22 protein-coding genes are annotated in these 25,283 nt (G+C 73.5%); 8 read left to right on the forward strand and 14 right to left on the reverse strand.

What is annotated here, in order from left to right; genetic code table 11:
* Positions 1–120: 120 nt before the first annotated feature.
* From ACIBQ6_RS17150 to ACIBQ6_RS17165, 4 genes are all read right to left on the reverse strand, one after another.
* On the reverse strand, positions 121–1,893 hold the full coding sequence (locus ACIBQ6_RS17150; RefSeq protein WP_358294231.1) for an NAD+ synthase: 1,773 nt from the start codon (positions 1,891–1,893) through the stop codon (positions 121–123).
* 32 nt (positions 1,894–1,925) lie between these two features.
* On the reverse strand, positions 1,926–3,416 hold the full coding sequence (locus ACIBQ6_RS17155; protein ID WP_397212894.1) for a BTAD domain-containing putative transcriptional regulator: 1,491 nt from the start codon (positions 3,414–3,416) through the stop codon (positions 1,926–1,928).
* A gap of 49 nt (positions 3,417–3,465) precedes the next feature.
* Positions 3,466–5,346 carry an ATP-binding protein gene (locus ACIBQ6_RS17160; RefSeq protein WP_358294227.1) on the reverse strand — a complete coding sequence of 627 codons (1,881 nt, stop codon included), beginning with the start codon at positions 5,344–5,346 and terminating at the stop codon, positions 3,466–3,468.
* 116 nt (positions 5,347–5,462) lie between these two features.
* Positions 5,463–6,656 (reverse strand): MDR family MFS transporter, encoded by a 1,194-nt coding sequence (locus tag ACIBQ6_RS17165; protein ID WP_397212896.1) that lies wholly within the window; start codon positions 6,654–6,656, stop codon positions 5,463–5,465.
* A 58-nt stretch (positions 6,657–6,714) separates the two neighbouring features.
* On the opposite strand from ACIBQ6_RS17165, the gene ACIBQ6_RS17170 reads away from it, so the two are divergent.
* Positions 6,715–7,680, forward strand: a complete 966-nt coding sequence (locus tag ACIBQ6_RS17170) for a DUF5937 family protein (protein ID WP_397212898.1) — start codon at positions 6,715–6,717, stop codon at positions 7,678–7,680.
* A gap of 19 nt (positions 7,681–7,699) precedes the next feature.
* Here the strand turns inward: ACIBQ6_RS17170 and ACIBQ6_RS17175 are convergent, their stop codons facing one another.
* Both ACIBQ6_RS17175 and ACIBQ6_RS17180 read right to left on the reverse strand, forming a co-directional pair.
* Complete coding sequence (locus ACIBQ6_RS17175) at positions 7,700–8,680, reverse strand: terpene synthase family protein (RefSeq protein WP_358294221.1); 981 nt, start codon at positions 8,678–8,680, stop codon at positions 7,700–7,702.
* Between the two features lie 8 nt (positions 8,681–8,688).
* Positions 8,689–9,234: an EF-hand domain-containing protein gene (locus ACIBQ6_RS17180; protein WP_364331930.1), complete on the reverse strand. Its 546-nt coding sequence runs from the start codon at positions 9,232–9,234 to the stop codon at positions 8,689–8,691.
* Positions 9,235–9,387: 153 nt separating this feature from the next.
* On the opposite strand from ACIBQ6_RS17180, the gene glnA (ACIBQ6_RS17185) reads away from it, so the two are divergent.
* Positions 9,388–10,749, forward strand: a complete 1,362-nt coding sequence (glnA, locus tag ACIBQ6_RS17185) for a type I glutamate--ammonia ligase (RefSeq protein WP_352353441.1) — start codon at positions 9,388–9,390, stop codon at positions 10,747–10,749.
* Positions 10,750–10,775: 26 nt separating this feature from the next.
* On the opposite strand, the gene ACIBQ6_RS17190 is transcribed toward glnA (ACIBQ6_RS17185), so the two are convergent.
* A complete protein-coding gene (locus ACIBQ6_RS17190; RefSeq protein ID WP_397212900.1) occupies positions 10,776–11,120 on the reverse strand; it encodes a YciI family protein in 345 nt (114 codons plus the stop codon).
* Positions 11,121–11,163: 43 nt separating this feature from the next.
* Complete coding sequence (locus ACIBQ6_RS17195) at positions 11,164–11,757, reverse strand: ABC transporter ATP-binding protein (RefSeq protein WP_358294215.1); 594 nt, start codon at positions 11,755–11,757, stop codon at positions 11,164–11,166.
* Between the two features lie 445 nt (positions 11,758–12,202).
* Here ACIBQ6_RS17195 and ACIBQ6_RS17200 point away from each other — a divergent pair, with 445 nt between their 5' ends.
* Positions 12,203–12,916, forward strand: a complete 714-nt coding sequence (locus ACIBQ6_RS17200; protein WP_358294213.1) for a hotdog fold domain-containing protein — start codon at positions 12,203–12,205, stop codon at positions 12,914–12,916.
* A gap of 44 nt (positions 12,917–12,960) precedes the next feature.
* Here ACIBQ6_RS17200 and ACIBQ6_RS17205 read toward each other — a convergent pair whose 3' ends face one another.
* A complete protein-coding gene (locus ACIBQ6_RS17205; protein ID WP_358294212.1) occupies positions 12,961–13,809 on the reverse strand; it encodes an alpha/beta hydrolase in 849 nt (282 codons plus the stop codon).
* Positions 13,810–13,922: 113 nt separating this feature from the next.
* Here ACIBQ6_RS17205 and ACIBQ6_RS17210 point away from each other — a divergent pair, with 113 nt between their 5' ends.
* On the forward strand, positions 13,923–14,621 hold the full coding sequence (locus ACIBQ6_RS17210; protein WP_397212903.1) for a type 1 glutamine amidotransferase: 699 nt from the start codon (positions 13,923–13,925) through the stop codon (positions 14,619–14,621).
* Between the two features lie 41 nt (positions 14,622–14,662).
* Here the strand turns inward: ACIBQ6_RS17210 and ACIBQ6_RS17215 are convergent, their stop codons facing one another.
* Positions 14,663–15,241, reverse strand: coding sequence for an HXXEE domain-containing protein (locus ACIBQ6_RS17215; RefSeq protein WP_397212905.1), 579 nt, complete (start codon positions 15,239–15,241; stop codon positions 14,663–14,665).
* A gap of 83 nt (positions 15,242–15,324) precedes the next feature.
* On the opposite strand from ACIBQ6_RS17215, the gene ACIBQ6_RS17220 reads away from it, so the two are divergent.
* Positions 15,325–18,246 carry a bifunctional [glutamine synthetase] adenylyltransferase/[glutamine synthetase]-adenylyl-L-tyrosine phosphorylase gene (locus ACIBQ6_RS17220; RefSeq protein ID WP_397212907.1) on the forward strand — a complete coding sequence of 974 codons (2,922 nt, stop codon included), beginning with the start codon at positions 15,325–15,327 and terminating at the stop codon, positions 18,244–18,246.
* A 33-nt stretch (positions 18,247–18,279) separates the two neighbouring features.
* Positions 18,280–19,323 (forward strand): hypothetical protein, encoded by a 1,044-nt coding sequence (locus ACIBQ6_RS17225; protein ID WP_397212909.1) that lies wholly within the window; start codon positions 18,280–18,282, stop codon positions 19,321–19,323.
* 13 nt (positions 19,324–19,336) lie between these two features.
* Here the strand turns inward: ACIBQ6_RS17225 and ACIBQ6_RS17230 are convergent, their stop codons facing one another.
* Positions 19,337–20,164, reverse strand: coding sequence for a LysR family transcriptional regulator (locus ACIBQ6_RS17230; RefSeq protein ID WP_364331905.1), 828 nt, complete (start codon positions 20,162–20,164; stop codon positions 19,337–19,339).
* An 83-nt stretch (positions 20,165–20,247) separates the two neighbouring features.
* On the opposite strand from ACIBQ6_RS17230, the gene ACIBQ6_RS17235 reads away from it, so the two are divergent.
* Both ACIBQ6_RS17235 and ACIBQ6_RS17240 read left to right on the forward strand, forming a co-directional pair.
* Positions 20,248–21,522 carry an MFS transporter gene (locus tag ACIBQ6_RS17235; RefSeq protein ID WP_358294204.1) on the forward strand — a complete coding sequence of 425 codons (1,275 nt, stop codon included), beginning with the start codon at positions 20,248–20,250 and terminating at the stop codon, positions 21,520–21,522.
* A gap of 32 nt (positions 21,523–21,554) precedes the next feature.
* On the forward strand, positions 21,555–22,241 hold the full coding sequence (locus tag ACIBQ6_RS17240; protein WP_397212911.1) for a B3/4 domain-containing protein: 687 nt from the start codon (positions 21,555–21,557) through the stop codon (positions 22,239–22,241).
* A gap of 25 nt (positions 22,242–22,266) precedes the next feature.
* Here ACIBQ6_RS17240 and ACIBQ6_RS17245 read toward each other — a convergent pair whose 3' ends face one another.
* From ACIBQ6_RS17245 to ACIBQ6_RS17255, 3 genes are all read right to left on the reverse strand, one after another.
* The gene (locus tag ACIBQ6_RS17245) at positions 22,267–22,500 is read right to left on the reverse strand and encodes a hypothetical protein (RefSeq protein WP_352353417.1); all 234 of its coding nucleotides are present in this window, start codon (positions 22,498–22,500) and stop codon (positions 22,267–22,269) included.
* Positions 22,501–22,708: 208 nt separating this feature from the next.
* On the reverse strand, positions 22,709–24,133 hold the full coding sequence (gene glnA / locus ACIBQ6_RS17250) for a type I glutamate--ammonia ligase (protein ID WP_352323044.1): 1,425 nt from the start codon (positions 24,131–24,133) through the stop codon (positions 22,709–22,711).
* A gap of 95 nt (positions 24,134–24,228) precedes the next feature.
* Positions 24,229–25,251 (reverse strand): hypothetical protein, encoded by a 1,023-nt coding sequence (locus tag ACIBQ6_RS17255; protein ID WP_397212913.1) that lies wholly within the window; start codon positions 25,249–25,251, stop codon positions 24,229–24,231.
* Positions 25,252–25,283 lie beyond the last annotated feature (32 nt).

The raw sequence follows: 25,283 nt of genomic DNA on the forward strand, positions 1-25,283 counted from the left end.
CGCGCGACCGACAATCCGCCCGCCCCTCCGGAGTGGCGGGGGCGGGCGAGCCTGCCGGTCGTCTGCCGAAGAAGGCGGGCGGAGCAGCCCGTCCTCTCGCGGGTGGACGAGAGCGGTGGGTCAGCCGGTCGTCTCCCGCCACCGGTTGGTGATGGGCAGACGGCGGTCGCGCCCGAAGTTCTTCGGCGTGATCTTCGGGCCCGGCGGGTACTGGCGGCGCTTGTACTCCGCCAGGTCCACCAGCCTGATCACCCGCGTGACCAGCGCCGGGTCGTGCCCGGCCGCGATGAGCTCCTGCGAGCCCATGTCCTTCTCCACGTAGTCGTCCAGCAGCCGGTCCAGCACCTCGTACGGTGGCAGCGAGTCGGTGTCGCGCTGGTCGGGACGCAGCTCGGCGCTGGGCTCCTTGGTGATCGAGTTCTCCGGGATCGGCTGCTCGACGGCCATCAGGAAGCCCTCGCAGGTGTGCGCGTTGCGCCACCTGGCCAGCTCCCACACCATCGTCTTCGGCACGTCCTTGATCGGGGCGAAGCCGCCGGCCGAGTCGCCGTAGAGGGTGGAGTAGCCGGTCGCCAGCTCGCTCTTGTTGCCGGTGGTGAGCACCAGGTGGCCGTGCTCGTTCGACAGGCCCATGAGGATCATGCCGCGCACCCTGGCCTGGAGGTTCTCCGCGGCCAGGCCGGACAGCTCGATCTCCTTCTCGAAGGCCGTGACGATCTCGGCGATCGGCGCGATCCTGGAGTTGATGCCCTGCCTGGCCACCAGGTCCTCGGCGTCTGCCAGCGAGTGGTCGGAGGAGTAGCGCGAGGGCATGAGCACGACGTGGACCCGGGACGGGCCGATCGCGTCGGAGGCGATGGCCGCCGTCAGGGCCGAGTCGATGCCGCCGGACAGGCCCAGGATGACCGACTGGAAGCCGTTCTTGGCCACGTAGTCGCGTACCGCGAGCACCAGGGCCGAGTACACCTCGGCGGCCAGGTCGAGCCGCTCGGCGACGGGGGCGGGCGCCGCCGGGTAGGGCGCCACGGGCTCCTGCGAGAGCACCCGGCGCTCCACGGTGATCGTGGTGCCGTCGAGGGCGTCGTGGGGGAACGTCCCGGGCTCGGCGTCGGCGACCGGCAGGTCGAGGTCCACGACCAGCAGCTCCTCACGGAACTGACCGGCCCGCGCGACCAGCTCGCCCGAGCCGTCCACGACGATCGAGTCGCCGTCGAAGACCAGCTCGTCCTGGCCGCCGACCTGGTTGACGTAGGCGAGCGCGCAGCCGGCCTCGCGCGCCCTGCGGGCGCACAGCTCCAGCCGTACGTCGTCCTTCTCCTTCTCGTAGGGGGAGGCGTTCGGCACCACCAGCAGCCCGGCGCCCGCCTGGCCGACGACGGACACCGGCCCGCCCTCCTGCCAGAGGTCCTCGCAGACCGCGATCGCCACGTCCACGCCGTGCAGCCGGAAGATCGGCAACCGGTCGCCGCGCACGAAGTAGCGGTACTCGTCGAACACGCCGTAGTTGGGCAGGTGGTGCTTGGCCGTGCGGGTGACGACCTCGCCCTTGTGCAGCAGCGCGGCCGCGTCCAGCGGCGCGCCCTTGGGCTGCCCCACGCGGGGGGCCAGGCCGGCGCGGTCGACGTAGCCGACGACCACGGGGAGGTCGCCCAGTCCCTCGCGGTCGAGCCTGCGCGCCACCTCCTCCAGGGTCCTGATGCTGGCGTCCACGAAGGACGTGCGCAGCACCAGGTCCTCGACGGGATAGCCGGTGAGGAACATCTCGGTGAAGACGACGAGGTGAGCGCCCCGCTCGGCGGCGTCACGGGTCCACGCGACCAGCCGCTCGGCGTTGGCGGCCAGGTCGCCGACGGTCGGGTTCGTCTGTGCCAGGGCTATGCGCAGTTGTGCCACGTCATTAGCCTAGTACGACCCGATTTTTATCGTCAAAGCGACGAAAAGTGGCCCATGTCGCCAGGAGTGACCAATCCGGACTCGTAGGCCGCCATCACCAGCTGCGCCCGGTCGAACAGCCCCAGGTGGTCCAGCAGCGACTTCACCAGCGCCGACACCTCCTCCTCGGGCAGCGCGAGCGTCTGGCCGATCTGCCGGTTCGTCAGCCCGCGCGCGACGAGTTTGAGCACGTCGAGCCGGGCGTCGGAGAGCCCGGCCAGCGCCGGCGGCGAGGCCGGGTCGGTGCGGCCGGCGAACGCCGAGATCAGCCGGGTGGTGACCGCCGGGTCGATGAGCGCGTCCCCGACGGCGGCCGCCCTGATGGCGGCCAGGAACTGCTCGGGGGCCGAGGTCTTCAGCACGAAGCCGCTCACGCCCGCGCGCAGCGCCGCGTACAGGTTCTCGTCGCTGCCGAACGTCGTCATCATGACGACCTTGGGCGGGCGTTCCCCGGCCAGGATCCGGCGGGCGGCGGCCAGGCCGTCCAGGTGCGGCATCTGGATGTCGAGCAGCACGACGTCCGGCCGGTGCGCGCGCACGCCCGCGATGGCCTCCTCGCCGTTGGCGGCCTCGCCGGCCAGCGCGACGCCGTCCTCGCTGGCGAGCATGGCGCGCAGTCCCGCCCGTACGAGCGCCTGGTCGTCGGCCACCAGCACGCGCAGCACCCGCTCGCCGGCGGCCGCGGCCGGCGCGGCGGACGACGACGCCGGGGACGGCGCTGAGGACGGCGGGGGCGGCGGCTCCTCCAGTCGCTGGGCCAGCATGTCGGCCTCCAGCCGGCGCAGCCCGGCCGACAGGTCGAGCCCCAGCTCGTCCCGCCACACCGCGCGGGCCCGGCGCAGCGCGGCCAGCGCGTCGCCCTGGCGGCCCATCCGGTACAGCGCGAGGGCCAGCAGCCGCCACGCCTCCTCGCGCAGCGGATGGGCCGAGGCGTGCGCCTCCAGGTCGGCGACCAGGGAGGTGGCCCGGCCGAGCGCGAGACCGGCGTCGGCGCGCCGCTCGACCGCGATCAGCCGCAGCTCCTCCAGCCGGCCCGCCTCGGTCGCCGCCCAGGTCAGCTCGGCGAACTCGGCCAGCGCCGGCCCGCGCCACAGCCCGAGCGCGCTCTCCATGGCCGCCCACACCTGCGGCGGCGGCCCCTCGGTCTTCACCAGGCCCTCGAACCGCCACGAGTCCACCTGCTCGGGCGCGGCGCGCAGCGCGTAGCCGGGCGCGGCCGAGACCAGCACCTCGGCCTCCTCACGCGGCGCGCGGCCGGGCTCCAGCGCACGCCGCAGCCGGGAGACGTAGCCCTGGATGGTGGACAGGGCCTGCGCGGGCGGATCGCCCGGCCACAGCTCGTCGATGAGGGTGTGCACGGGCACGGCCCGGCCGCCCGCCACGAGCAGACGGGCGAGCACCGCCCGCTGCCGCTGGCCGCCGAGGTCGAGGGGGACGCCGTCGCTCCAGGCGTGGAACGGTCCCAGTGCGGTGAATGTCAGCATGTCAGGGGTAAGCGTAGAGGGAGAATACGTCCGGGGATATGGCGAATTGTCACAGGGGGAGTTCGGCGTGGACAACCGTGCCACCTTCCGGTCCCGCTCGTACGGCGCAGGTGCCCCCGAGCTCGGCGGCCCGTTCGCGCATCGAGCCCAGCCCGACGCCGGGCCGCGCGTCCGGCGGCAGGCCGATCCCGTCGTCGGCGACCGTGACGCGCAGCCGGTCGTCGCGGCGCAGCGCCACCGTGATCCGTGAGGCACTGGCGTGCTTGCGGGCGTTGGTGAGCGCCTCCTGCACGATGCGGTAGGCCGCGACCTCGACCGCGGCGGGCAGGCCGGTCAGCTCGCCCGACGTCTCGATCGGCGTCCCGGCCAGCTCCTCGATCGCGCCGGCCAGGCCCAGCTCGTCCAGGGCGGGCGGGCGCAGGCCGTAGACGAGCTGCCGGATGTCGCCGGTCACGGCGTCCATGCCGGCGCGCAGCCCGGCCAGCAGCCGGTCGGCCTGCTCGGGGGCGCTGTGCACGGTCAGCCGGGCGGCGTTGATCGACATGGCCATGCCGGTGAGCGACTGGCCGAGCCCGTCGTGCAGGTCGCGGCGCAGCCGCCGCCGTTCCTCCTCCCGCGCGGTCAGGATGCGCTCGCGCGAGCGCTGCAACGCCGCCGTCAGCCGTACGGCGTGCGCGGCGTCGGCGATGTACGGCGTGATCGTGGCGATCACCCGCTCGTCGTGGGCCGCGGGGAACCTGCGCCGGTCCGTCGGCCCGATCAGCAGCAGCCCGACCGGCTCCCCGTGCCACACCAGCGGGACCGTCCTGGCCGCCGCGCCCACCACGCCGGACGTGGTGACCGCGCCGTCGGCCTCGACCGCCACGCCGGTCACCGACAGGCCCTCGCGCAGCACGTCGAGCGTGGCCAGCAGGCCGTGCACCGGGTCGGTGTGCTGGAGCCGGTGCCGCAGCCGCCGGGCCAGCGTGCCGGGGACACCGGTGCTGCCGTACAGCAGGCGGTCCACGCCGCGTTGCAGGCCGCGGCGCATCGGCTGGAAGAACGCCCCGGCGAACAGGGCCGCCGGGATCCCGGCGATCCGGTCCACCTCCGACAGGAACAGGCTGAGCGCCGCGCTGACCGCCACGTACACGAGGGTGATCACCATGGCCAGGCCGGTGCCCACCAGCGCCCTGCTGATCAGCGTGTCGATGCCGAACAGCCGGTAGCGCAGCACCGCCACGGCGATGGCCGCCGGGATCAGCGGAATGGCCAGCGAGGCCACCCACCAGACGTCCGCGCCGAGCATCCAGGGCACCAGCAGGCCCGGCAGGGCCACCAGCAGCCACAGGAGCTGCCGCCGCTCGACCGCGTCGCCGCGCCGGAAGCGCACGACCAGCGAGGCGAAGGCCAGCACCATGCTCGCCGAGAGCGTGCCGTGCCCGGCCTCGCGCAGCTCCGGCCGGTCGGTCAGCAGCCCGGCCCAGTCCAGCGCCTGCCCGGCCACCGCCAGCGCGATCACCGCCCGCCAGCGCCGCGACAGCAGCCTGCCCACCGGGTACAGCAGCGGCAGCAGGACGCCGAGGGTCAGCTCGCAGACGTTCCAGGTCAGGTTGACGACCGGCCAGCGCGGCCCCGGCCGTCCGTCGAGCAGCTGGTAGAGGTTGGCCGACAGGATGTTGGCCGCGGCGCTCGCCCCGCCCAGGCACAGCAGCCAGCCGATGACCAGCCGCGGCCTGCTGTGCACGAGGATCGCGCCGAACACCGGGAAGGCCGTGCCCGCCATGTCCTCCGGCGCGAACGGCAGCGGCGTGTACGGCGACGGCGGCAGCTGGGCGGTCACCCAGATGTCGGCCAGCTCCAGCACGACGGCGAACGTGGCGATCCCGATCGCGACGCGGGGAGTGGCCAGCCTCGTCACCGCCCGGCGCGCCCAGACTGCGTGGCGCATCCCACCATTTCCTTCCGTGATCGGCAGGAAATTATCGGGACGAAGCCAACATCCGATCAAAATTCTCTCAACGGCGGCGGATTCCGTGGGGCGCCGCCCCGGACCTCAGGCCGGCGTCAGCGCCGCCGGATCGCCGGGCCGAGGGCCAGCATGCCGGCCGCCGAGACCAGCGCGACGCCGCCCACGGCGAACCACAGCGTCTTCGGCCCGGCCGCGAGCAGCGGGCCGCCCATCAGCGGCGCCAGCACCGAGGCCAGCGACCAGGCGAAGCCGAACAGCCCCGAGTACCGCCCCCGCAGGTGCTCGGGGGCCAGCGCGGCCACGATCGTCCCGGAGATGCCCGCGGTGATGATCTCGCCGACGGTCCACACCGCGATCGTGACGGCCAGCCAGAACGTCGTGGTGACGAAGGCCGTCAGCGCGAACCCGGCCCCCATGACCGCCAGCCCGAGCGCGAGCGTGCGGGAGGGGTCCCTGCGCCCGAGCCAGCCGGAGACCAGCGGCTGGACGACGACGATCAGCACCCCGTTCAGCGCCATGGCCAGGCCGAACTGCCCCGGCGTCAGCTTCACCACCGACGTCATCGCGACCGGCAGCATGGTCACGGTCTGCAGGTAGACCAGCGCGTTGCCGAGCACGACCAGCGTGAAGGCCACCATCAGCCGGTCGCGCAGCACGACGCCGAACCCGCCGGACGACTCGCGCGCCGCCGGCCGGGTCTCCGGCACCGCCCGCCACACCAGCGCGGCGAAGACCAGGCACGAGACCGCGTCGATCCAGAACAGCCAGGCGAACCCGACGCTGGCCAGCCAGCCGCCGGCCGTCATGCCGACCGCGTAACCCAGGTTGATCGCCCAGAACAGCAACCCGTACGCGCGGGCCCGCTCCGACGGCGACACCAGGTCGGCCACCAGGGCGCTGGACGCCGGCCGGTAGATGTCGATCACCAGCCCGAGCACGAACATGGACGCGACGATCGCCGGCAGCGAGGTGCTGTAACCGAGCGCCAGCATGGTGGCCGCGGTGGCCAGCATGCCGCCCGCCAGCGTGACCCGGCGTCCGATCCGGTCGGTGAGCACGCCGGCGAGGATCTGCGACAGCAGCGAGCCCGCGCCGTAGACGCCCATGACCAGGCCCACGGCGGTCACCGACATGCCGCGGGAGTGGGTCAGGTACACGCCGGTGAACGGCATGACCAGGGTGCCCAGGCGGTTGACGAGGGTGCCGCTCCACAGGGCCCAGAAGGGCCGCGGCAGTCCGCCGATCTGGGAGCGGAGGAAGGAAGGCTTCTCAACAGCGGTGCTAGACACGGACCAAGGGTCAGGTCTGGACGGCCGAGGCGCCATCGATTTAGTGCACACTAAAACCATGGCCGTCACCTGGGACCTCAAGCCGGAGGACGTCGCGCGCATCCGGTTCGCGTTCTCGCCCATGTGGGAGCTGGTCGCGAGCCTGCGCACCCTTCAGGACCCCTCCAGGCAGTCGATCCACCTGCCCTGGGTCAAGGCCGTGCGCCCCCGGCTGGCCGGGCTCGACCTCGACGAGCTGTTCGCGCTGGTGCCGCCGACCGGCTACCTGGCCGACTTCATCACCCCGCCCCCGCAGACGCCCCTGCCCGACTTCGCCGCCGAGCTGGAGCAGGTCCGCGGCACGCCGCCGGAACGCGCCCGCACGGAGGCCGCGACCATCGCGGGCGCCGACCGGGCGCTGCTCGACCGGTTCATGGCGGACCCGGCGGCCGGCGTGGCGCGGGTGGCGGGGGCGCTGGAGACGTACTGGCGGGCCTGCTTCGAGGAGTTCTGGCCGCGCGTCTACGGGCTGCTCGAACGCGACGTGCTGCGCCGCTCCCGCCAGCTCGCCCAGGGCGGGGCCAGGGAGCTGTTCGCCGGGCTCGGCCCCGCCGTGGAGTGGACGGGGGAGCGGCTGCTCATCGACCGGCCCTGGTGCCACGCGGGCGGCCTGCACGGCGACGGGCTGCTGCTGGTGCCGAGCGCGTTCTACTGGCCGTCGGTGGCCGTGATGTCGGCTCCGTACCAGTCGATGCTCGTCTATCCGGTGCTCGGCGTCGGCACGCTGTGGGAGCAGGGGCCGCCGCCCGCCCCCGGCGCGCTGGCCGCGCTCATCGGCCGCAGCCGGGCGCAGATCCTGCTCGCGCTGGCCGAGCCGAGCACCACCTCGGCGCTGGCCGCCCGGATGTCGCTCACCCCGGGCGCGGTCAGCCAGCACCTCGGGGTGCTCAGCGACGGCGGGCTGGCGGTGGGCCTGCGCCTCGGCAAGCAGGTCGTCTACCGCCGGACGGCGGCCGGCGACATGCTCGCCGGCGCCGCCCCCTGACCGGCTCCCCTCCGGGGGGTCAGGCGTACCGGGACGACTCCAGCAGCCAGTCCAGGTGGGCGCGCGGCGCGGCCAGGTAGGCGCAGGCGACCTTGCTGACGTCCCTGGCCGCCTTGGGCGGCAGGTCGTCGAGCGGCAGCCGCCTGGCCGCCCGGTTCATGTCCTGGCAGCGCCCGGCGATCCGGTCGAGCACCCACGCGACGGCCTCGCGCTCGCCCAGCCCGAGCTGCCGCACCGCCAGCACGACCAGGTTGTGCACGTCGCCGCGCTCCTTGGGCCGCGAGGCCACGTCGTTGCACCAGGCCGTGACGTCGCTGCAGGCCTCCACCAGCTCCCGCCACGGGTCGCACTGGACCACCCAGGCCGGCACCTCGACCCGCAGGCACGGCTCCACCAGGTCGTACAGGTAGGGGCCCACGGTGCCCCTGCGCAGGGCCGGGTACTCCTCCAGCGTCGGCATGCGCCCGGCCGCCCGGTTGTCGGCCTCGGTGCGGCAGGCGTCGGCCTGGCGGCGCAGGTTGACCGCGAAGCGGGCCCGCCACTGGTCGCTCATCCGCGCGCTGGTCACCCGCCACAGGTCGGCGAAGGCGGCCTCCAGCGGGTGCCGGGCCGCGCCCTTGAGCATGCCGCCGAAGATGTCCAGTGGGCACGACCCCTCGTCCAGCTCGTCGTCGAGGTGGAACAGCCAGGTCAGCCACTGGGCGAACAGCGCCGCCGCGGCCGCGTCGAACTCGGCGAACGCGCGCCCGGCCATCCGGTGGAAGCCCACCCCGGCGTCGGCGCGCAGGCCCGTCCGCCTGGCCCAGTCGATGACCGCGGCCTCGATGGCGTACACGGCCGGGTGCATCCGGCAGGGCGCCGCCATCGCCGGCACCCGCTCGACGAGCGGCAGCAGCGCCAGCGCGGGCGAGCCGCCCTTGCGCGGCAGCGGCAACATCGGCTTCCAGTGCAGGACCGAGCGGAGCGCGGTGCGCACCGTGGCGAACACGGTGGTGCTCACGGCCGTGTTCACAGCGGACCGTAAAGCCAGTTGCCCGCGGCGTTCGGGTCTGAGCTGCGGTAGTAGTCCTCGGCCGCGCGGATCAGCTCCTCGACGGTGAGCGCGCCTCTGCCCTCCCGGTCGAGCCGGTCGAACGCCTCGTCCACGTCGTCGTAGGCGGTGCCGAACGCGCTGAGCATCGTCCGGAACTCACCCGGCCGGATCAGGCCGTCGCCGTCGCCGTCGCAGAGCTGGGCCACCGCCACCGTCGCCGGCCGGAACACCGGCTCGTACCGGTCGCCGGTGACGAACGCCGCCGTCATCCCGCCGCGGAAGTCCGTGCGCGCGATGCCGGAGTCGCCGTCGCGGTCGAGCGCCCGCGACAACGTCGACCAGATGCCGTCGAAGCTGCCGACGAGCCGGTTGCCGGTGACCGAGGTGGGGGACTCCCCGAAACCCACCAGCAGGCGTGCGCCCAGCCCCAGCAGGTCCTCCCGTTCGACGACGCCGTTGCCGTTCGCGTCGATGTGGTCGAACGCCCGATCGAGCTTGTGATTGAGCAGGTCGATAGCCACCAATGCCTCCCCCGAGACTAACTGCGTGATCACAGTAGATCTGGGCGGCCCCTTTGTCAGTGAGGCTCGCACCGGCACCCCCCGTAACGTGTGCGAAACACGGGCACGGCATGCTGATATCAAGACCCGCACCGTCTTCAACGAGGGGACGCCTTGGACCGCCAGCAGGAGTTCGTGCTCCGCACGCTAGAGGAACGCGACATCCGGTTCATCCGGCTCTGGTTCACCGACGTCCTCGGCTTCCTCAAGTCCGTCGCGATCGCGCCCGCCGAGCTGGAAGGCGCCTTCGCCGAGGGCATCGGCTTCGACGGCTCGGCGATCGAGGGCTTCGCCCGCGTCTACGAGTCCGACATGCTGGCCAAGCCCGACCCCTCGACGTTCCAGATCCTGCCCTGGCGCAGCGAGACGCCGGGCGCGGCGCGCATCTTCTGCGACATCCTGATGCCCGACGGCACCCCGTCGCACGCCGACCCGCGCTGGGTGCTCAAGCGCACCCTCGCCAAGTGCGCCGACATGGGCTTCACCTTCTACACCCACCCCGAGATCGAGTTCTTCCTGCTGAAGAACCGTCCCGAGGCCGGGCAGCGGCCCGAGCCGATCGACTCCGGCGGCTACTTCGACCACACGCCCCACAGCTCCGGCCACGACTTCCGGCGCCAGGCGATCATGATGCTGGAGTCGATGGGCATCTCCGTCGAGTTCAGCCACCACGAGGGCGCCCCCGGCCAGCAGGAGATCGACCTGCGCTACGCCGACGCGCTCACCACGGCCGACAACATCATGACGTTCCGGCTGATCATGAAGGAGGTCGCCCTGGAGCAGGGCATCTGGGCCTCGTTCATGCCCAAGCCGTTCACCGAGCACCCCGGCTCGGGCATGCACACGCACATGTCGCTGTTCGAGGGCGACCGCAACGCCTTCCACGAGGCGGGCACCGACTACCGGCTGTCGAAGATCGGCCGCTCGTTCATCGCGGGCCTGCTGCGGCACGCCGCCGAGATCACCGCCATCACCAACCAGTGGGTCAACTCCTACAAGCGGCTGTGGGGCGGCGCCGAGGCCATCGCGGGGCAGGGCGGCGAGGCGCCCTCCTACGTGTGCTGGGGGCACAACAACCGCTCGGCGCTGGTCCGGGTGCCCATGTACAAGCCGCACAAGGGCGGCTCGACCCGCATCGAGTTCCGCTCCCTCGACTCGGCGTGCAACCCGTACCTGGCCTTCGCGCTGGTGCTGGCCGCCGGGCTCAAGGGCATCGAGGAGGGCTACGAGCTGCCGCCGGCGGCCGAGGACAACGTCTGGACCCTGACCAGCGCCGAGCGCCGGGCCCTGGGCATCCAGCCGCTGCCCGGCTCGCTCGACGAGGCCATCGCCGTCATGGAGCGCAGCGAGCTGGTGGCCGAGACGCTGGGCGAGCACGTCTTCGACTTCTTCCTGCGCAACAAGCGGGCCGAGTGGCGCGAGTACCGCCGTACGGTCACCGAGTTCGAGCTGGGCCGCTACCTGCCGGTGTTGTGAGGCCGGGCGGGGGAGACCCGCCCGGTTCAGCCCTTGAACTCGCGCACCTCGACCGGCAGCACGCCCACGGCGCGGGCGAGCCGGCGTCCCCACTCCAGCGCGGCGTCCAGGTCGGGGGCCCGGATGACGGTGAACCCGCCGACGTGCTCCTTGCCCTCGGTGTAGGGGCCGTCGGTGGTGAACGGCTCGTCCGCGCGCATCCGGATCACCGACGCCTGCCCGGCCGGGGCCAGGCCGCCGGAGAAGACCCACACGCCGGCCGCGCGCATCTCCGTCTCGACCGCGCCGATGTCGCGCATGATCGGCTCCAGGACCGCGGGCTCGGGCGGCGGGCCGTCGGGCTCGAACAGGGTGAGCAGGTACTGCTTCATGGGTCGTGGTCCTTCCTCGTGCGTCCGCATCCCCCGGACGCCGTCAGTCGGCGGGGGCGCGGTCGGCGCTGTCGAAGACGATGTGCGTCAGCAGGTCGGCCTCGGCGCGGGTGAGCACGTGCGCGCTGACGGCCGGGGCCGGGTCGCCGCCGGTCACCCGCGCCAGCAGGCTCTCCCAGCGGCGGCGGTGGCGGGCGAACGTGCGGGGCGCGACCACCCGGCCCCTGGCGTGCTGCCCGGCGACCGCCGCCTCCGGCGGCGCGTCGAGCAGCAGCAGGTGGAAGCTCGCCCGCTGCCTGCGGGCCAGCCAGGCGAACCCCTTCAGCACGTACGTGGCGCAGCCCCGGTTGTGCGCGAGGACCGCCCGACCGCCGGCCAGCGCCCGGCTGATGCGGCTCAGGTGGGTGGCGAACACCACGGCGCGGCGCACCGGACGGGGGGCCCAGAGGATCCGGCCGTCCCAGCGCAGGCGGGACTGCCCCGAGTCGATCACGACGACCGCGTCGGCGGCGACGGGCGCGCTCTCGGCGCCGTGGAGGCCGTAGAGGCGGCGCAGCAGCGTGGTCTTGCCGGCGCCGGGCAGCCCGGTCAGCACGACCAGCGACCCGGGCGGAAAGCGTAACGTCGCCCGCTGCACAGACCCACCCCGCCCGATCGGATTCGCTTCGACCCCTGTTCGCGCCAGCATAGGGCGCGGGGGCGGGCGGCGGGCGGGCCCGGCCGCCGGAACGGTCCGACGGGATTCACCGGGAATGGGCCCGGGGCGGGGAAATCACGGGATAAGGTACTGCCGACGCCTTGATCGGTCTCACCCCGGATACAGATGCGGCTCCGGGTTGGGGCCGATTTTCGTTGTTCCTCACCCCCGAGTCACATCCGTGCCATCGACGGCGCCGACCCTGGGAGGGGACGGCCGGGGGCGGCCGGGGAAGTTTCGGCCACGCCTGTGGCGTTATGGCATGAGTCGGCCGTCGCTCAGGGACCCCCAGCATCGTGGTAATCCGGGAGTCCAGTAAAATCGGCCTACTCTTTACGATATTTCCGGACTTCTCGCCTTCTAGGGCGATATTGGAGGGTGTGGCATGACGACGGCTGCCCTGCAGACCGTGTTGACCGTTCCCGAGCGTTTCCGGGGCCCGGTGGGAGTCGCCAACGGCGGCTGGATCGCGGGCACCATGGCAGAGGCGCTGAACGGCGGCCGATCAGCGGTCGAGGTCACGCTGCACGCGCCCACGCCCCTGGAGACCGAGCTGCGCCTGGAGCACGTCGCCAACAGCGTCTCGCTGTCCGACGGCGACAAGGTCCTGGTCGAGGCCATCCCCGTCGCCGAGACCCTGACCGGGCCCGGGTTCGTGCCGTTCACCGACGCCGCCCGCGCCGAGGCCGGGTTCGTCGGCCTGAAGGCCCACCCGTTCGCCGAGTGCTTCGCCTGCGGCCTGCGCGAGCCGGGCGACGGCCTGCGCATCTTCCCCGGCCCGGTGGAGGGCTCCGACCTGGTCGCCGCCGGCTGGCGGGTGCCGTTCACGGTGAGCGGCGAGGACGGCGTGCCCGCCTCGATCGTGGGCGCGGTGCTCGACTGCATCACCGGCTGGGCGCACTTCGGCCCCGGCGAGTCGGCCCTGCTCGGCCGCCTGGTCGTGCAGATCAACGGCCCGGTGCTGCCGGGTGGCCGCTACTCCGTCGTGGCCCGTCCGACCGGCCGCGACGGCCGCAAGATGTACGGCGAGAGCGGCATCTACGAGGACGACGGCACCCTGGTGGCCGCCGCCCGCGCCACGTGGATCGCTCCACGCTGACCCGCCTCTGCGAACGGCCCCCGAGCTCGGCTCGGGGGCCTTTCTCATGCCCCGATGATCCGTTCCAGGACGGTCGTCACCGGCTGCTCGTCGAACAGGATCGTGTAGTGGTTGCAGTCGGGCACGACCTCGTCGCGCAGGCCGGGCACGCGGGCGGTCCAGGTGCGGGCGACCTCGTCGGGGAGCATGCCGATGTCCTGGTTCAGCAGGCCGCGCGGGGCCCTGAGCAGGTAGGTGGGAGCCTTGATCGCGGCCAGCGCGGCGCCGATCTCGGCGGTCTCGGTGCGCATCCAGCGCCCGTCCGCCATCACGGCCTCGCCGACCGCCCGCGAGCGCAGCGCGCCCTCGGGGCCGTCGAGGTCGTAGCGCACGTACGCCTCCACGTCGGGGCTCCAGCGGCCGACGAAGGCCGGGTGGGCCTTGAAGAAGTCCACGTACTCCTCCGGCGAGGCGAACGTCCGGCGCAACCGGGCCAGCGCGGGGCCGAGCGTGGCCGCCAGCGCGGCGTCGGGGTCCTCGCCCTCGGGCAGGGGGAGGGGGAGGCCGCCGTCCACCAGGACGACCCGGTCGAAGTCGCGCCGGGCCCCGGCCAGCACGGCCACGTACGCGCCCATCGAATGGCCGGCCAGCACCGCGTCCGGGCCCGCGCCGACGTGCTCGGCGACGCGCAGGACGTCCTCGGCGTGCCGGGGCAGCCCGTACGGGCCGGGCAGGGAGGCGCTGTGACCACGGCCGCGCAGGTCCATCGCGATCAGCGACCACTCCTCGGGCAGCCGCCGTCCGACCGCGCCCCAGGCCATCAGCGAGGCGCTGATGCCGTGGACCGCGATGACCTTGCGGGGGCCGGTGCCGAACGTGGCGACGCGGAGCCCGTCCACTTCGTCGAATCTCATAGCCGGATCTTAGGGACGCCGTCCGGGGCCGGGAGTCACCGGCCGTCGCGCGGGCACTTCGCACAGCGGGCGTAAGGGCGTTTTCACCAAAAAATGCGGATAAATTACCCGATATGCGCATCACCGTGATCGAGCACGAGGCCGGCGCCGGGCTCGGCCACCTGGCGGACTGGCTGGGCCTGACCTGCGACGTCGTACGGCCGTACCGGGGCGAGCCGGTGCCGGAGCGGGCCGCCGACGGCCTGATCGTGCTCGGCGGCGCCGCGGCCGCCTGGGAGGACGAGCGCAGCCCCTGGCAGCCCGCCACCCGCGCCCTGCTGCGCCGCGCCGTGGCGGAGGGCACGCCCACGCTCGGCATCTGCCTCGGCGCCCAGCTTCTCACCATGGCGCTCGGCGGCACGGTCGAGCGCGGCGGGAACGGCCTGGAGGTGGGGGCGTGCGAGGTGGTCGCGCTGCCCGCCGCCGCCTCCGACCGGCTGCTGTCCGGCGTCCCGGCCCGGGCCACCGCCATCCAGTACCACCAGGACGCCATGACGCGGCTGCCGCAGGGCGCGGTGCCGCTGATGACCGGGGCCCAGTACCCGAACCAGGCCTACCGGGTCGGCGAGCGCGCCTGGGCGGTGCAGTTCCACCCCGAGGCCACCCCGGAGATCTTCACCTCCTGGACGGCGGAGTCGGACCTGGCGGCGGCCGAGGACCTGAACGCCGCCGTCGAGGCCGCCGAGCCCGCCCTGGTCGCGACCTGGCGCCCGGTCGCACAGGCGTTCGCCCAGGTGGTCGCCCAGGCGGCCGAAGCCTCCCGCCCGGTCTGACAGCCCAGCCCGGCCGGCCAGGAGCCGGACGCCGGCGCGGGTCAGAACCAGCGGTCGTGGCCGAGGCCGTCCGTGGCCGATGACTCAGCAGCCGATGGCTCGGCGGCCCGCTCGCGGCGGCGGGCGAGCAGGTGGGCGATCGCGTGCACGCCCCCCACCGTCAGCGGCAGCGCCGCGAGCCCGAACGCGGCCGACCGCCCCGGCGCCGCCACCACCCCCGCCCGCCGCAACCGCCGCCAGGCCCACGCCGAGAAGGGGATCACCACCAGCGGCGCCGTCGCCACCCCGGGCGTGTACCCCCGCGTGGCGGCCGCCTGCGCCAGGTGGACGACCCCGTGCAGCCCGAACCCGGCCAGCACCGCCTGGAACACCGGGCTGCGCCCGCCGCTGCGCGCCCCCAGCGCCGAGGCCCCCGCCACCACGCCGCCCATCAGCCCGATCGCCACGTTCACCCGCGCCTGCGACACCTCCAGCCGCTCCCACGGCACCCCCGGGTACAGCCGCTCCAGCCGGGGACGGGCCCGCCGCGCCCATCCCGCCATGGTCGCCAGCTCCTCGGCGTCGTGCACGGCCCAGGCCGCCAGCAGTCCCCACGTCACCGCCGCGGGCATCCGGCTCATGTCGTCCCCCTCCTCAACAAAACACAACGCTACGTTGCGTTGTACTCTACGGCTTTCCGGAAGCCACCTGTCAAGATGAGCAGGTGCCCAGGATCGAATCGACCGCCGCACGCCTGGCCAAGCTCGGCTTCGCCGACGGTGCCAGAGCCGCCCAGCTGCTCGACCGCACCCCGGCCGACCTCGACGACCTCCTGGAGTTCCTGGTCGCCGTGGCCGATCCCGACCTGGCCCTGGTCTCGCTGACCCGCCTGGCCGAGCGCGAGCCGGCCGTCCTGACCGCCGTGCGCGAGGACGAGCGGCTCAGGGCGCGCCTGTTCGCCGTGCTCGGCGTCAGCGCCGCGCTCGGCGAGCACCTGGTCCGCCATCCCGGGCAGACGGCCCTGCTGGCCGAGCCCGAGCTGGGCGAGGCGCGCGCCGCGCTGCTGCGCGCCGTCGGCGCCGAGCCCGGCGAGCCCGAGCCGCGCGCCGGCGACCCCGACCCGCTGGTGGCGCTGCGGGTGGCCTACCGGGGCCGGCTCATGCACCTGGCCGCCCGCGACCTCACCGGGCAGGCCACGCTCCCGGAGGTCATGGCCGAGCTGTCCGACCTGGCCGGCGCGGCGCTGGAGGCCGCCCTGGCGATCGCCCGCGCCGAGGTCGACGACTCCGAGGCGCGCCTGGCCGTCATCGGCATGGGCAAGTGCGGCGCGCGCGAGCTCAACTACATCAGCGACGTCGACGTGATCTTCGTCGCCGAGCCGCGGGAGGGCGCCGACGAGACCAAGGCGCTGCGGTCGGCGACCCGGCTGGCCCAGGCCATGATGCGGGCCTGCACGGCGGCCACCCAGGAGGGCTCGCTGTGGGAGGTCGACGCCGGCCTGCGCCCCGAGGGGCGGTCCGGCCCGCTGGTCCGCACCCTGGCCAGCCACCTGGCCTACTACCGCCGCTGGGCCAAGACCTGGGAGTTCCAGGCGCTGCTCAAGGCCCGTCCGGTGGCGGGCGACCAGGAGCTCGGCGAGTCCTACGTCCAGGCGGTCAACGACCTGGTCTGGACGGCCGCCACCCGCGAGCACTTCGTCGAGGACGTCCAGGCCATGCGCCGCCGCGTCGAGTCGCACGTGCGCGCCGAGGGGGAGCGGCAGCTCAAGCTGGGGCCCGGCGGGCTGCGCGACATCGAGTTCGCCGTCCAGCTCCTGCAACTCGTGCACGGCAGGCTCGACCCGCTGCTGCGCCGCCGGGCCACCCTCCCGGCCCTGGCCGCCCTCTCCCGCGGCGGCTACGTCGGCCGCGACGACTCGCGCGGGCTCGCCGAGGCGTATTCGTTCCTGCGCCAGGTCGAGCACCTGTTGCAGCTCCACCGGCTGCGGCGGACCCACCTGCTGCCCACCGACGAGGCCGACCTGCGCAGGCTCGGCCGCGCCCTCGGCATGCAGGCCGACCCGGTGGGGGAGTTCACCGCCCGGTGGCGCCGGCACGCCATGGAGGCGCGGCGGCTGCACGAGAAGCTGTTCTACCGGCCGCTGCTCCAGGCGGTGGCCCGGCTGCCGGAGTCGGAGGCGCGGCTGTCCACGGCCGCGGCGGCGGCCCGGCTGGAGGCGCTCGGCTACGTCGATCCCAACGGCGCCCTGCGGCACATCGCCGCGCTGACCACGGGCGTGTCCAGGCGCGCGGCCATCCAGCGCACGCTGCTGCCCGTCATGCTCGGCTGGTTCGCCGACACGCCCGACCCCGACGCGGCGCTGCTCGGCTTCCGCCAGGTCAGCGACAAGCTCGGCAGCACCCCCTGGTACCTGCGGCTGCTGCGCGACGAGACGGCGGTGGCCGCCCGCATGGCCCGGGTGCTCGGCACCGGCCGTTACGCCACCGGACTGCTCATGCACGCCCCCGACGCGGTCGCGATGCTCGGCTCCGACGCGGAGCTGGCCGTGCGCCCGCCCGAGTCGCTGCGCGGCGAGGCGTCGGCCGCGGTGTCCCGGCACGCCGGCGACCCGGAGACCGCGGTGGCGGCCGTGCGCGGGCTGCGCCGCAGGGAGCTGTTCCGCACGGCCGTCGCCGACATCTCGGGGCTCCTCGACGTCGAGGCCGTCGGCACGGCCCTGTCGTCGCTCACCGACGTGACCCTGCAGGCCGCGCTCGACGCCGCGCTGGCCAAGGCCCCCGACGTGACCAGGTTCGCGGTCGTCGCCATGGGCCGGCTCGGCGGCATGGAGTGCTCGTACGCCAGCGACGCCGACGTGATGTTCGTGCACTCGCCGCTGCCCGGCGTGGAGGAGCGGGAGGCCACCGACGCCGCCTTCGCCGTGGCCAACGAGCTGCGCCGGCTGCTGTCGCTGCCCGCGCCCGACCCGCCGCTGCTCATCGACCCCGACCTGCGCCCCGAGGGCCGTCAGGGGCCGCTGGTGCGCACGCTGGCCTCCTATCGGGCCTACTACGCCCGCTGGTCGTCGCCGTGGGAGGCGCAGGCGCTGCTGCGCGCCCGCTTCTCGGCCGGCGACGCCTCGCTCGGCGCCGCGTTCACGTCCGTGATCGACGAGCTGCGCTACCCGGCCGGCGGGCTGCGCGAGGACGCGATCAGGGAGATCAGGCGGCTCAAGGCGCGCATGGAGGCCGAGCGGCTGCCGCGCGGCGCCGACCCCGCCCTGCACACCAAGCTCGGCCCCGGCGGGCTGTCGGACGTGGAGTGGGTGGCCCAGCTGCTCCAGCTCTGCCACGCGGGCGAAGTGCCGGCCCTGCGCACCACCCGTACCATCGGGGCGCTGCGCGCGGCGGCGGCCGAGGGGCTGCTGGACCCGGCCGACGAGCGCGTGCTGGCCGAGGCGTGGCGGTTCGCCTCCCGGGTCCGCGACGCGATCATGCTGGTCAGAGGCAGGCCGGGGGACAGCGTGCCGGCCGAGGCGGGGGAGCGCCGGCTCATCGCCCGTACGCTCGGCTACCCGCCGGACGGCTCGGAGGACTTCCTCGACGACTACCGCCGCGTCACCCGCCGCGCCCGCCAGGTCGTCGAGCGCGTCTTCTACGGGGGTTGATCCCGGTCCAGGGCCGGGTGTATCAAGGCGCAGGTGTTATCCGTTTACGTGGACCTGGCCCTCGGCCTGGTGGTGTCGTTCCTGCTGCTCTCACTGCTGGTGAGCGGGGTCAACGAGGCGTTCGTGCGCCTGCTCGCGATCCGCAGCAAGTTCCTGTGGGCCTACCTCAGGGACACCCTCGACGGCGCCGACGCGCAGGGCAGGTCGTGGCTGCCCGCCAAGGTGCGCGACGTGTTCGCCGCGCTGCCGTTCACCCGTGATCCCCGGCCGGTCCACAGCGACCAGCCCGCCCCCGCCGAGCCCGGCACGCTGCCGGTCGCCGAGCCCAAGGCGCAGGACGCCATGGTCAGGCTGCTGTACGAACGCGTCCAGGAGATCGACCACCCGACGAAGGGCCGGACGAGCATCGCCAACCTCCCGCCGGGGCGCTTCGCCGTCGCCCTGATGGAGATGGCGGCCGCCGAGCCCGAGGGCGTCGAGGGCTTCCTGGCCAAGCTCAAGGAGATGGGCAGCCCCCTGTACGGCCACCTGCGCGGCGTCTGGGAGACCGCGCAGCGCGACCTCGACCGGTTCAGGCAGGGCGTCGAGACCTGGTTCGACGGCGAGATGGAACGCCTGTCGATGTTGTACAAGCGCTACGTCAAGTGGGTGGTGGCCGTCCTCGGCCTCCTGGTCACGCTGCTGTTCACCATGGACGGCCTGGAGTACGGCAAGACGCTGCTGCGCGACAACGCCTTCCGCGCCTCGGTGACCGCCGTGGCCGAGGCGGGCCCGGCGGCCTACGACGAGCTCAAGGCCCGGTGCGGCGGGTCCGACCCCGTGCCGTGCATCACCGAGACGCTCAGCGAGCCCGCGATGGTCCAGATGCTCCAGCACGCGCTGGTCAGCATCGCCATCCCGGCCGAGGGCGACCCCACGCTGCACTGGAACGGCGCCGCCTGGTGGAGCCGGCTCACCACCCCCAGCCACTGGCCCGGCTACCTGCTGACGTACGTGGCCCTGCTGTTCGGCGCCCCCTTCTGGTGGGACGTGTTCCGCCGCATCACCGGCATCAAGGCCCGGCGCAAGGACCAGTGAGCAGGCCGCCGGATCAGGCGCTCATGGCGTACAGCACGTCCCGCAGCGACTCCTCGCGCCCGCGCAGCCAGACCAGGCGCAGGGCCAGCGCGGGCGCCCGGCAGTCCAGCGCGACCAACGCGCCGGAGCCGAGGTCGGCGCCCAGCGCGAAGTCCGGCAGCAGGGCCTGCCCGAAGCCCTGCCTGGCCCACTCGCGGGCGGTGGCGATGCTGGTCAGCTCCCTGCGCGGCACGTCCGGGCCGAACGCCTGGTCGGCCGCGAGCCGGATCGAGCAGCCGGGCGGGCTCACCAGCAGCGGCTCCCGCTCGCCGTCCGGCGCGGCGACCAGCGACAGCGCGACCTCGCCGACGTCGAGGAAGTCCATGCCGGGCGGCGGGGTGAACCCGAGGCCGCCGATCCGCGGGCCGAGGTCGAGCAGGAGCGCCGCGTCCAGGTCGCCGGAGGCCACCTGGGCCAGCAGGTCCTGCCGCATCAGGGAGCGCACGTCCACGTCCAGGTCGGGGCGGCGTTCGGACAGGCGGCGCAGCACGGCCGGCAGCCGGGCGGCGGCCAGCATCTCCAGCGCGCCGACGCGCACCCGGCGGCGCCGGCCGGTGACCGCGCGGCGCACCTCCTCGGCGTGGTCGAGCAGGCCCTGCGCGCGGCCGAGCAGCGCGGCGCCGGCCTCGGTCAGCCGCATGCCCTGCGGCGTGCGCTCGAACAGCGGCACGCCGAGGCTGCCCTCCAGCCTGCGCACCTGCTCCGACACCGACGCCGGGGCCAGGCCGAGCGCGTTCGCCGCGCCGGTGACGGTGCCCGCCCCCGCGACGGCGACAAAACCCCTCAACTGCCGCAAGTCCATATACAGCAGCATAAGGTTTTCCCGAATGCCCCGTACGGCGCCGCCTGTTGAGGGGGAAAGCGGCGTTTGACCAGGCTGTGGGCATGCGAATGTTCGGTTTCTCCCTCGCCTACTTCCTGGTGATCCTCGACACGACCGTGCTGACGATCGCGCTGCCGGACCTGCGCGCCTCCCTCGGCGGCTCGCTGGCCGGGCAGCAGTGGGCGGTCAACGCCTACACCGTCGCCTTCGCCGCGTCGCTGCTCACCGCCGGCGCCGTGGCCGACCGGTTCGGCGCGGCCCGCGTCTTCAAGGCCGGGGTGGCGTTGTTCGGCGCGCTGTCGCTGCTCAGCGCGGCGGCGCCGGACCTGGGTGTGCTGGTCGTGCTGCGCGCGCTGCTCGGCGTGGCCGCGGCGCTGTGCACCGGCGGCTCGCTCGGGCTGCTCGCCGAGATGTTCCCGGCGCCCGCCGCCCGCGCCCGCGCCACCGGCCTGTGGGCGGCCGTCACCGGCTCGGCGCTGGCCGCCGGCCCCCTGCTCGGCGGCCTCCTGGTCGGCCTGTCCGGCTGGCGCGCGGTCTTCCTGGTCAACGTGCCCTTCGCCGTGGCCAGCCTGCTGATCATGCGGAACGTCGCCTCCCCGCGCGGCTCCCGCCGGATCGACTGGCAGGTCCAGGCCCTGGCCTGCGTGCTGCTCGGCCTGGTGGCCGAGGCCCTGATCGACACCTCCGCGCTCGCCGCCGCGCCGGCCGTGGCCGTCCTGGTGGCGCTGGTGCTGGTGGAGCGCCGCAGCCACGCCCCCGCCCTGCCCGGCGGCCTGCTCGCCGCCACCTGGCCGGAGCTGCTGGCCGGGACGGTCGCCAACTTCGCCTTCTCCGGCGCGCTGTTCGTGCTCACCCTCCTCCTCCAGGACACCCGCCACCTGTCCCCGGTCGCCGCCGGGCTCGCCTTCCTGCCGCTCACCCTGCCCATGACGGTGAACCCGCTGCTCACCGGCCGCCTGGTGGCCCGTTACGGCCCCCGTCCGCCGATCCTGGGCGGTCTCGCCCTCCTCGCGGCCGGCCTGGCGGGGGTGGCGTTCACCGACGTGCTCGCGCCCTGGCTGGTGGTCATGGGGTTCGGGCTGTCGTTCGTGTTCCCGGCGCTGATGGCGGGCATGGTGAACGCGGCCCCCGCGGGCACGGCCGGCACCGCGGGCGGCGTGCTGAACGCCTCCCGCCAGGTCGGCGCCACCCTCGGCGTGGCGGTGCTGGGCGTCGTCGGGCGGCCCCTGCTCGCCGCGGCCGTCCTGACGGCGGCGACGTTCGGTTGTTACGCCCTGACCGCCGCCCGCGCCCGGCATGCCGCGCGGGGACGACGGGAGGCCGCCGCAGTATCGTGAGGCGCACGAGTCAGACGACCGGCGAGGTGACAGTGCGTTTCCAGCATTCCGCGGAGATCTGGCGGGACTTCCCCGACCTGGTGCCCTTCGCGCTCCACGTGGCGGGCGTCGACGCCGCCGCCCGCGTCGACGACCAGGTGGCCCGCTACTGCGACCTGGCCGCGCGGCGGGCCGCGCCCGAGAGCGAGCTGCCCGAGATCCAGGCGTGGCGGCGGGCGTTCACCCGGATGGGGCTCAAGCCGACGCAGTACCGGTGCGCGTCGGAGTCGCTGCTGCGCCGTTTCAGGAAGGAGGGCGCACTGCCGCGCCTGCATCCCCTGATCGACCTGTGCAACGCGGTCTCGATCGCCTTCGCCGTGCCGGTGGCGGTGTTCGACGTCTCCCGCGTCTCCGGCTTCGTCGAGGTGCGGTACGCCTCGGGCGCGGAGACGTACCTGACCTTCTCCGGCGAGACGGAGCACCCGGCCGCCGGAGAAGTGATCTTCGCCGACGCGGACGACCAGGCGCACGCGCGCCGCTGGACCAACCGGCAGAGCGGCCTGTCGGCGGTCCGCGACACCACCGCCGACGTGCTCATCGTGGCCGAGGCCCTGCACGAGACGGCCCGCGCGGACGTCGAACGCCTGGCCACGGCCCTCTACGACGAGCTGACCGCCCTGTGGCCGGTGTCGCCGAAGTCGGAGATCCTCACCGCGTCGGCGCCCCGCTTCGACTTCTGACCACGGGGCGGTCCCCGCTCACGGCTCAGCAGGGCGTGAAGTAGACCTTCTGGGTGCCCGACAGGACGCCCCACTCGCCGGCGGGCTGGCCGCAGCCGAACCAGCGCTGGCCGACGAGCTGGTCGCCGTTGAAGTAGGCGAAGACGACGAGGAGGTCGCCACCGGGCGGCGGCGGCGGGATGGCGTGAGCCGGGGTCGAACCGAGACAGAGCGCGCCGGCGGCCAGCACCGCGGCTAACAGCCCTCGTCTGATCCTCATGACGGTCCTCCAGATCCTTCGGGCGCGTTCGGCCGATGGCCGGTTGCGTGATCTGGGATCAAGGTAACCGCGTTCGGCGAACCCCGCCAGAGCCCTCCCAACCGGCCGTTGCGGGGCCGCGGACGGGAGTGAGCGAGAAAGGGCCCGGCGCCGTCAACGGCGCCGGGCCCCCTTCGTTCCGGGTTCTCCCGAGGGGAGAACCGCGGCCTCACACGTCGTAGTACAGCTCGAACTCGTGCGGGTGCGGCCGCAGGCGGATCGGGTCTACCTCGTTCTCCCGCTTGTACGACACCCACGTCTCGATCAGGTCGGGCGTGAACACGCCGCCTTCGAGCAGGTAGTCGTGGTCGGCCTCCAGCGCGTCGAGCACCTCGGGCAGCGAGCCGGGCACCTGCGGCACCTGGCGGGCCTCCTCCGGCGGCAGCTCGTACAGGTCCTTGTCGACCGGCTCCGGCGGCTCGATCTTGTTCCGGATGCCGTCGATCCCCGCCATCAGCATCGCCGAGAAGGCGAAGTACGGGTTGCACGACGGGTCGGGCACGCGGAACTCGATACGCTTGGCCTTCGGGTTGGACCCCGTGATCGGGATGCGCACGCAGGCCGAGCGGTTGCGCTGGGAGTAGACCAGGTTGACCGGGGCCTCGTAGCCCGGGACCAGGCGGTGGTAGGAGTTGACCGTCGGGTTGGTGAAGGCCAGCAGCGACGGCGCGTGCCGCAGCAGGCCGCCGATGTAGTAGCGGGCGGTGTCGGACAGGCCCGCGTAGCCGACCTCGTCGTAGAACAGCGGCGAGCCGTCCTTCCACAGCGACTGGTGGCAGTGCATGCCGGAGCCGTTGTCACCGAAGATCGGCTTGGGCATGAACGTGACGGTGTGGCCGTACTCAAGAGCGGTGCTCTTGATGACGTACTTGTAGAGCATCAGGTTGTCGGCCGTCTTGAGCAGCGTGCCGAACCTGAAGTCGATCTCCGCCTGGCCCGCCGTGCCGACCTCGTGGTGCTGCATCTCGACGTCGATGCCGCACTCGATGAGGTTGCGCACCATCTCCGAGCGCAGGTCGGTGAAGTGGTCCATCGGCGGGACCGGGAAGTAGCCGCCCTTGTAGCGCGGCTTGTAGCCCAGGTTGCCGCCCTCGGCCCGCTTGCCGGTGTTCCAGGCGCCCTCGATGGAGTCGATGTAGTAGTAGCCGGCGTTCGCCTTCGTCTCGAAGCGCACGTCGTCGAAGATGTAGAACTCGGCCTCGGGGCCGAAGTAGGCAGTGTCGGCGATGCCGGTGCCCTTGAGGTACTCCTCGGCCTTGCGCGCCACGTTGCGCGGGTCGCGGCTGTAGGCCTCGCCGGTCAGCGGGTCGTGCACGAAGAAGTTGAGGTTGAGCGTCTTGTGCTGGCGGAACGGGTCGAGCACCGCGCTGGACGGGTCGGGCAGCAGCAGCATGTCCGACTCGTGGATCGCCTGGAAGCCGCGGATGGACGAGCCGTCGAACATGAGCCCGTCGGTGAAGACGTTCGCGCCGAAGTTCTCGACCGGGAAGGTGAAGTGGTGCGTCGTCCCCGGCAGGTCGGTGAACCTGACATCGACGAACTGCACCCCTTCGTCACTGATGAACTTCAGGACGTCGTCGGCGGAGTTGAACACTCTCGAACCTCCCTGAGGGACTGGCCATCATGCCGACGCTAGGTCGCGGCCGTTTCCGTACGGTGTCTCGATTGTTTCGCATGTGTTACGCAGGGTCACGTCCCCTGGGACGTGTCGCAGCCTCCGTCGAAATCCGGCCGGACGTCCAGGTCGTAGGGGTCGGTGGCCGGGCCCGTCGGCGCGACGGAACCGGGCGGGTCGTCCTCGTAGACGGGGTGGACGAACCCGTCGTCGATGTCGCAGTCGGCCGGGGTGCTGCTCATGCCCCAGTCCACGTACACGGCGGGCTTGCCGTCCGAGCGGTAGAGCTGCACCTCGCCGGTGAGCTGCGAGACCAGCCGCATGGTGGTGGCCGGCACGCCGGGGCGGCGCACGGCGTAGACGGCCAGGTAGTTCACGTCGACTTTGACGCCGTGCAGCCCGTCCTCACGGAAGGTGCCGAGGCGGGCGATGCCGTTGATCTTGACCACGTCGGTGGCGAGCTCGGCGCTGCCGGGGGCGAAGCTGTGCACCATCTCGCGGCTGTCGTACTTCTTGCCGCCCAGCTCTTTGTAGAACTCCTCGCGCTGGTCGGCGTCGAGCAGCCCGGCGAACGCCTTGGGCCTGCCGCCCAGCAGCGTCTCGCGGTCGAGCAGGGCCGCCGCCAGCAGGGCGCGGGTGCGCTCCAGGCCCTTGGCCACCTCCGCCTTCGACAGGCCGCCCAGCGCCTTCGCCGCCGGCATCACGAGGCCCGCGGCGCCGTCGGCGTAGCGCTCGGCGGGCGAGCCGGCGAAGGGGTCGTCCGCGTCGACGGGGTTCGCGGGCAGGGACAGGGCCTCCAGGCCGGGGTTCCCGCCGAGCAGGTCGGGGCGGTAGGTGACCACGAGCCCCGCGGCGCCCACGATCGCGCACAACGCGATCAGGGCGACCGACATGCGCCCGAGCCGGCGCGGGCCGTGGTCGACCCGCACGTGATCGGCGGGTAAGCGGTCCCGCCGCGGCGGGCGTGGCGCGCGTTGCCGCGTGACGCCCTCCTTGGCCCCCTTGGCGGCGGACGAGCGCATCCTGCGGCGCTCGCCCTCGTCGATCTGCGCGACCACCTCGTTGAAGCGCGCGTCAAGGTCATCCCCGTGTGGCATGGCGACCATGATGGCGAGGGCAGAGCGCGGTT

The sequence above is a fragment of the Nonomuraea sp. NPDC049655 genome (assembly GCF_044465465.1).
In the GTDB taxonomy this organism is placed as follows: Bacteria; Actinomycetota; Actinomycetes; order Streptosporangiales; family Streptosporangiaceae; genus Nonomuraea.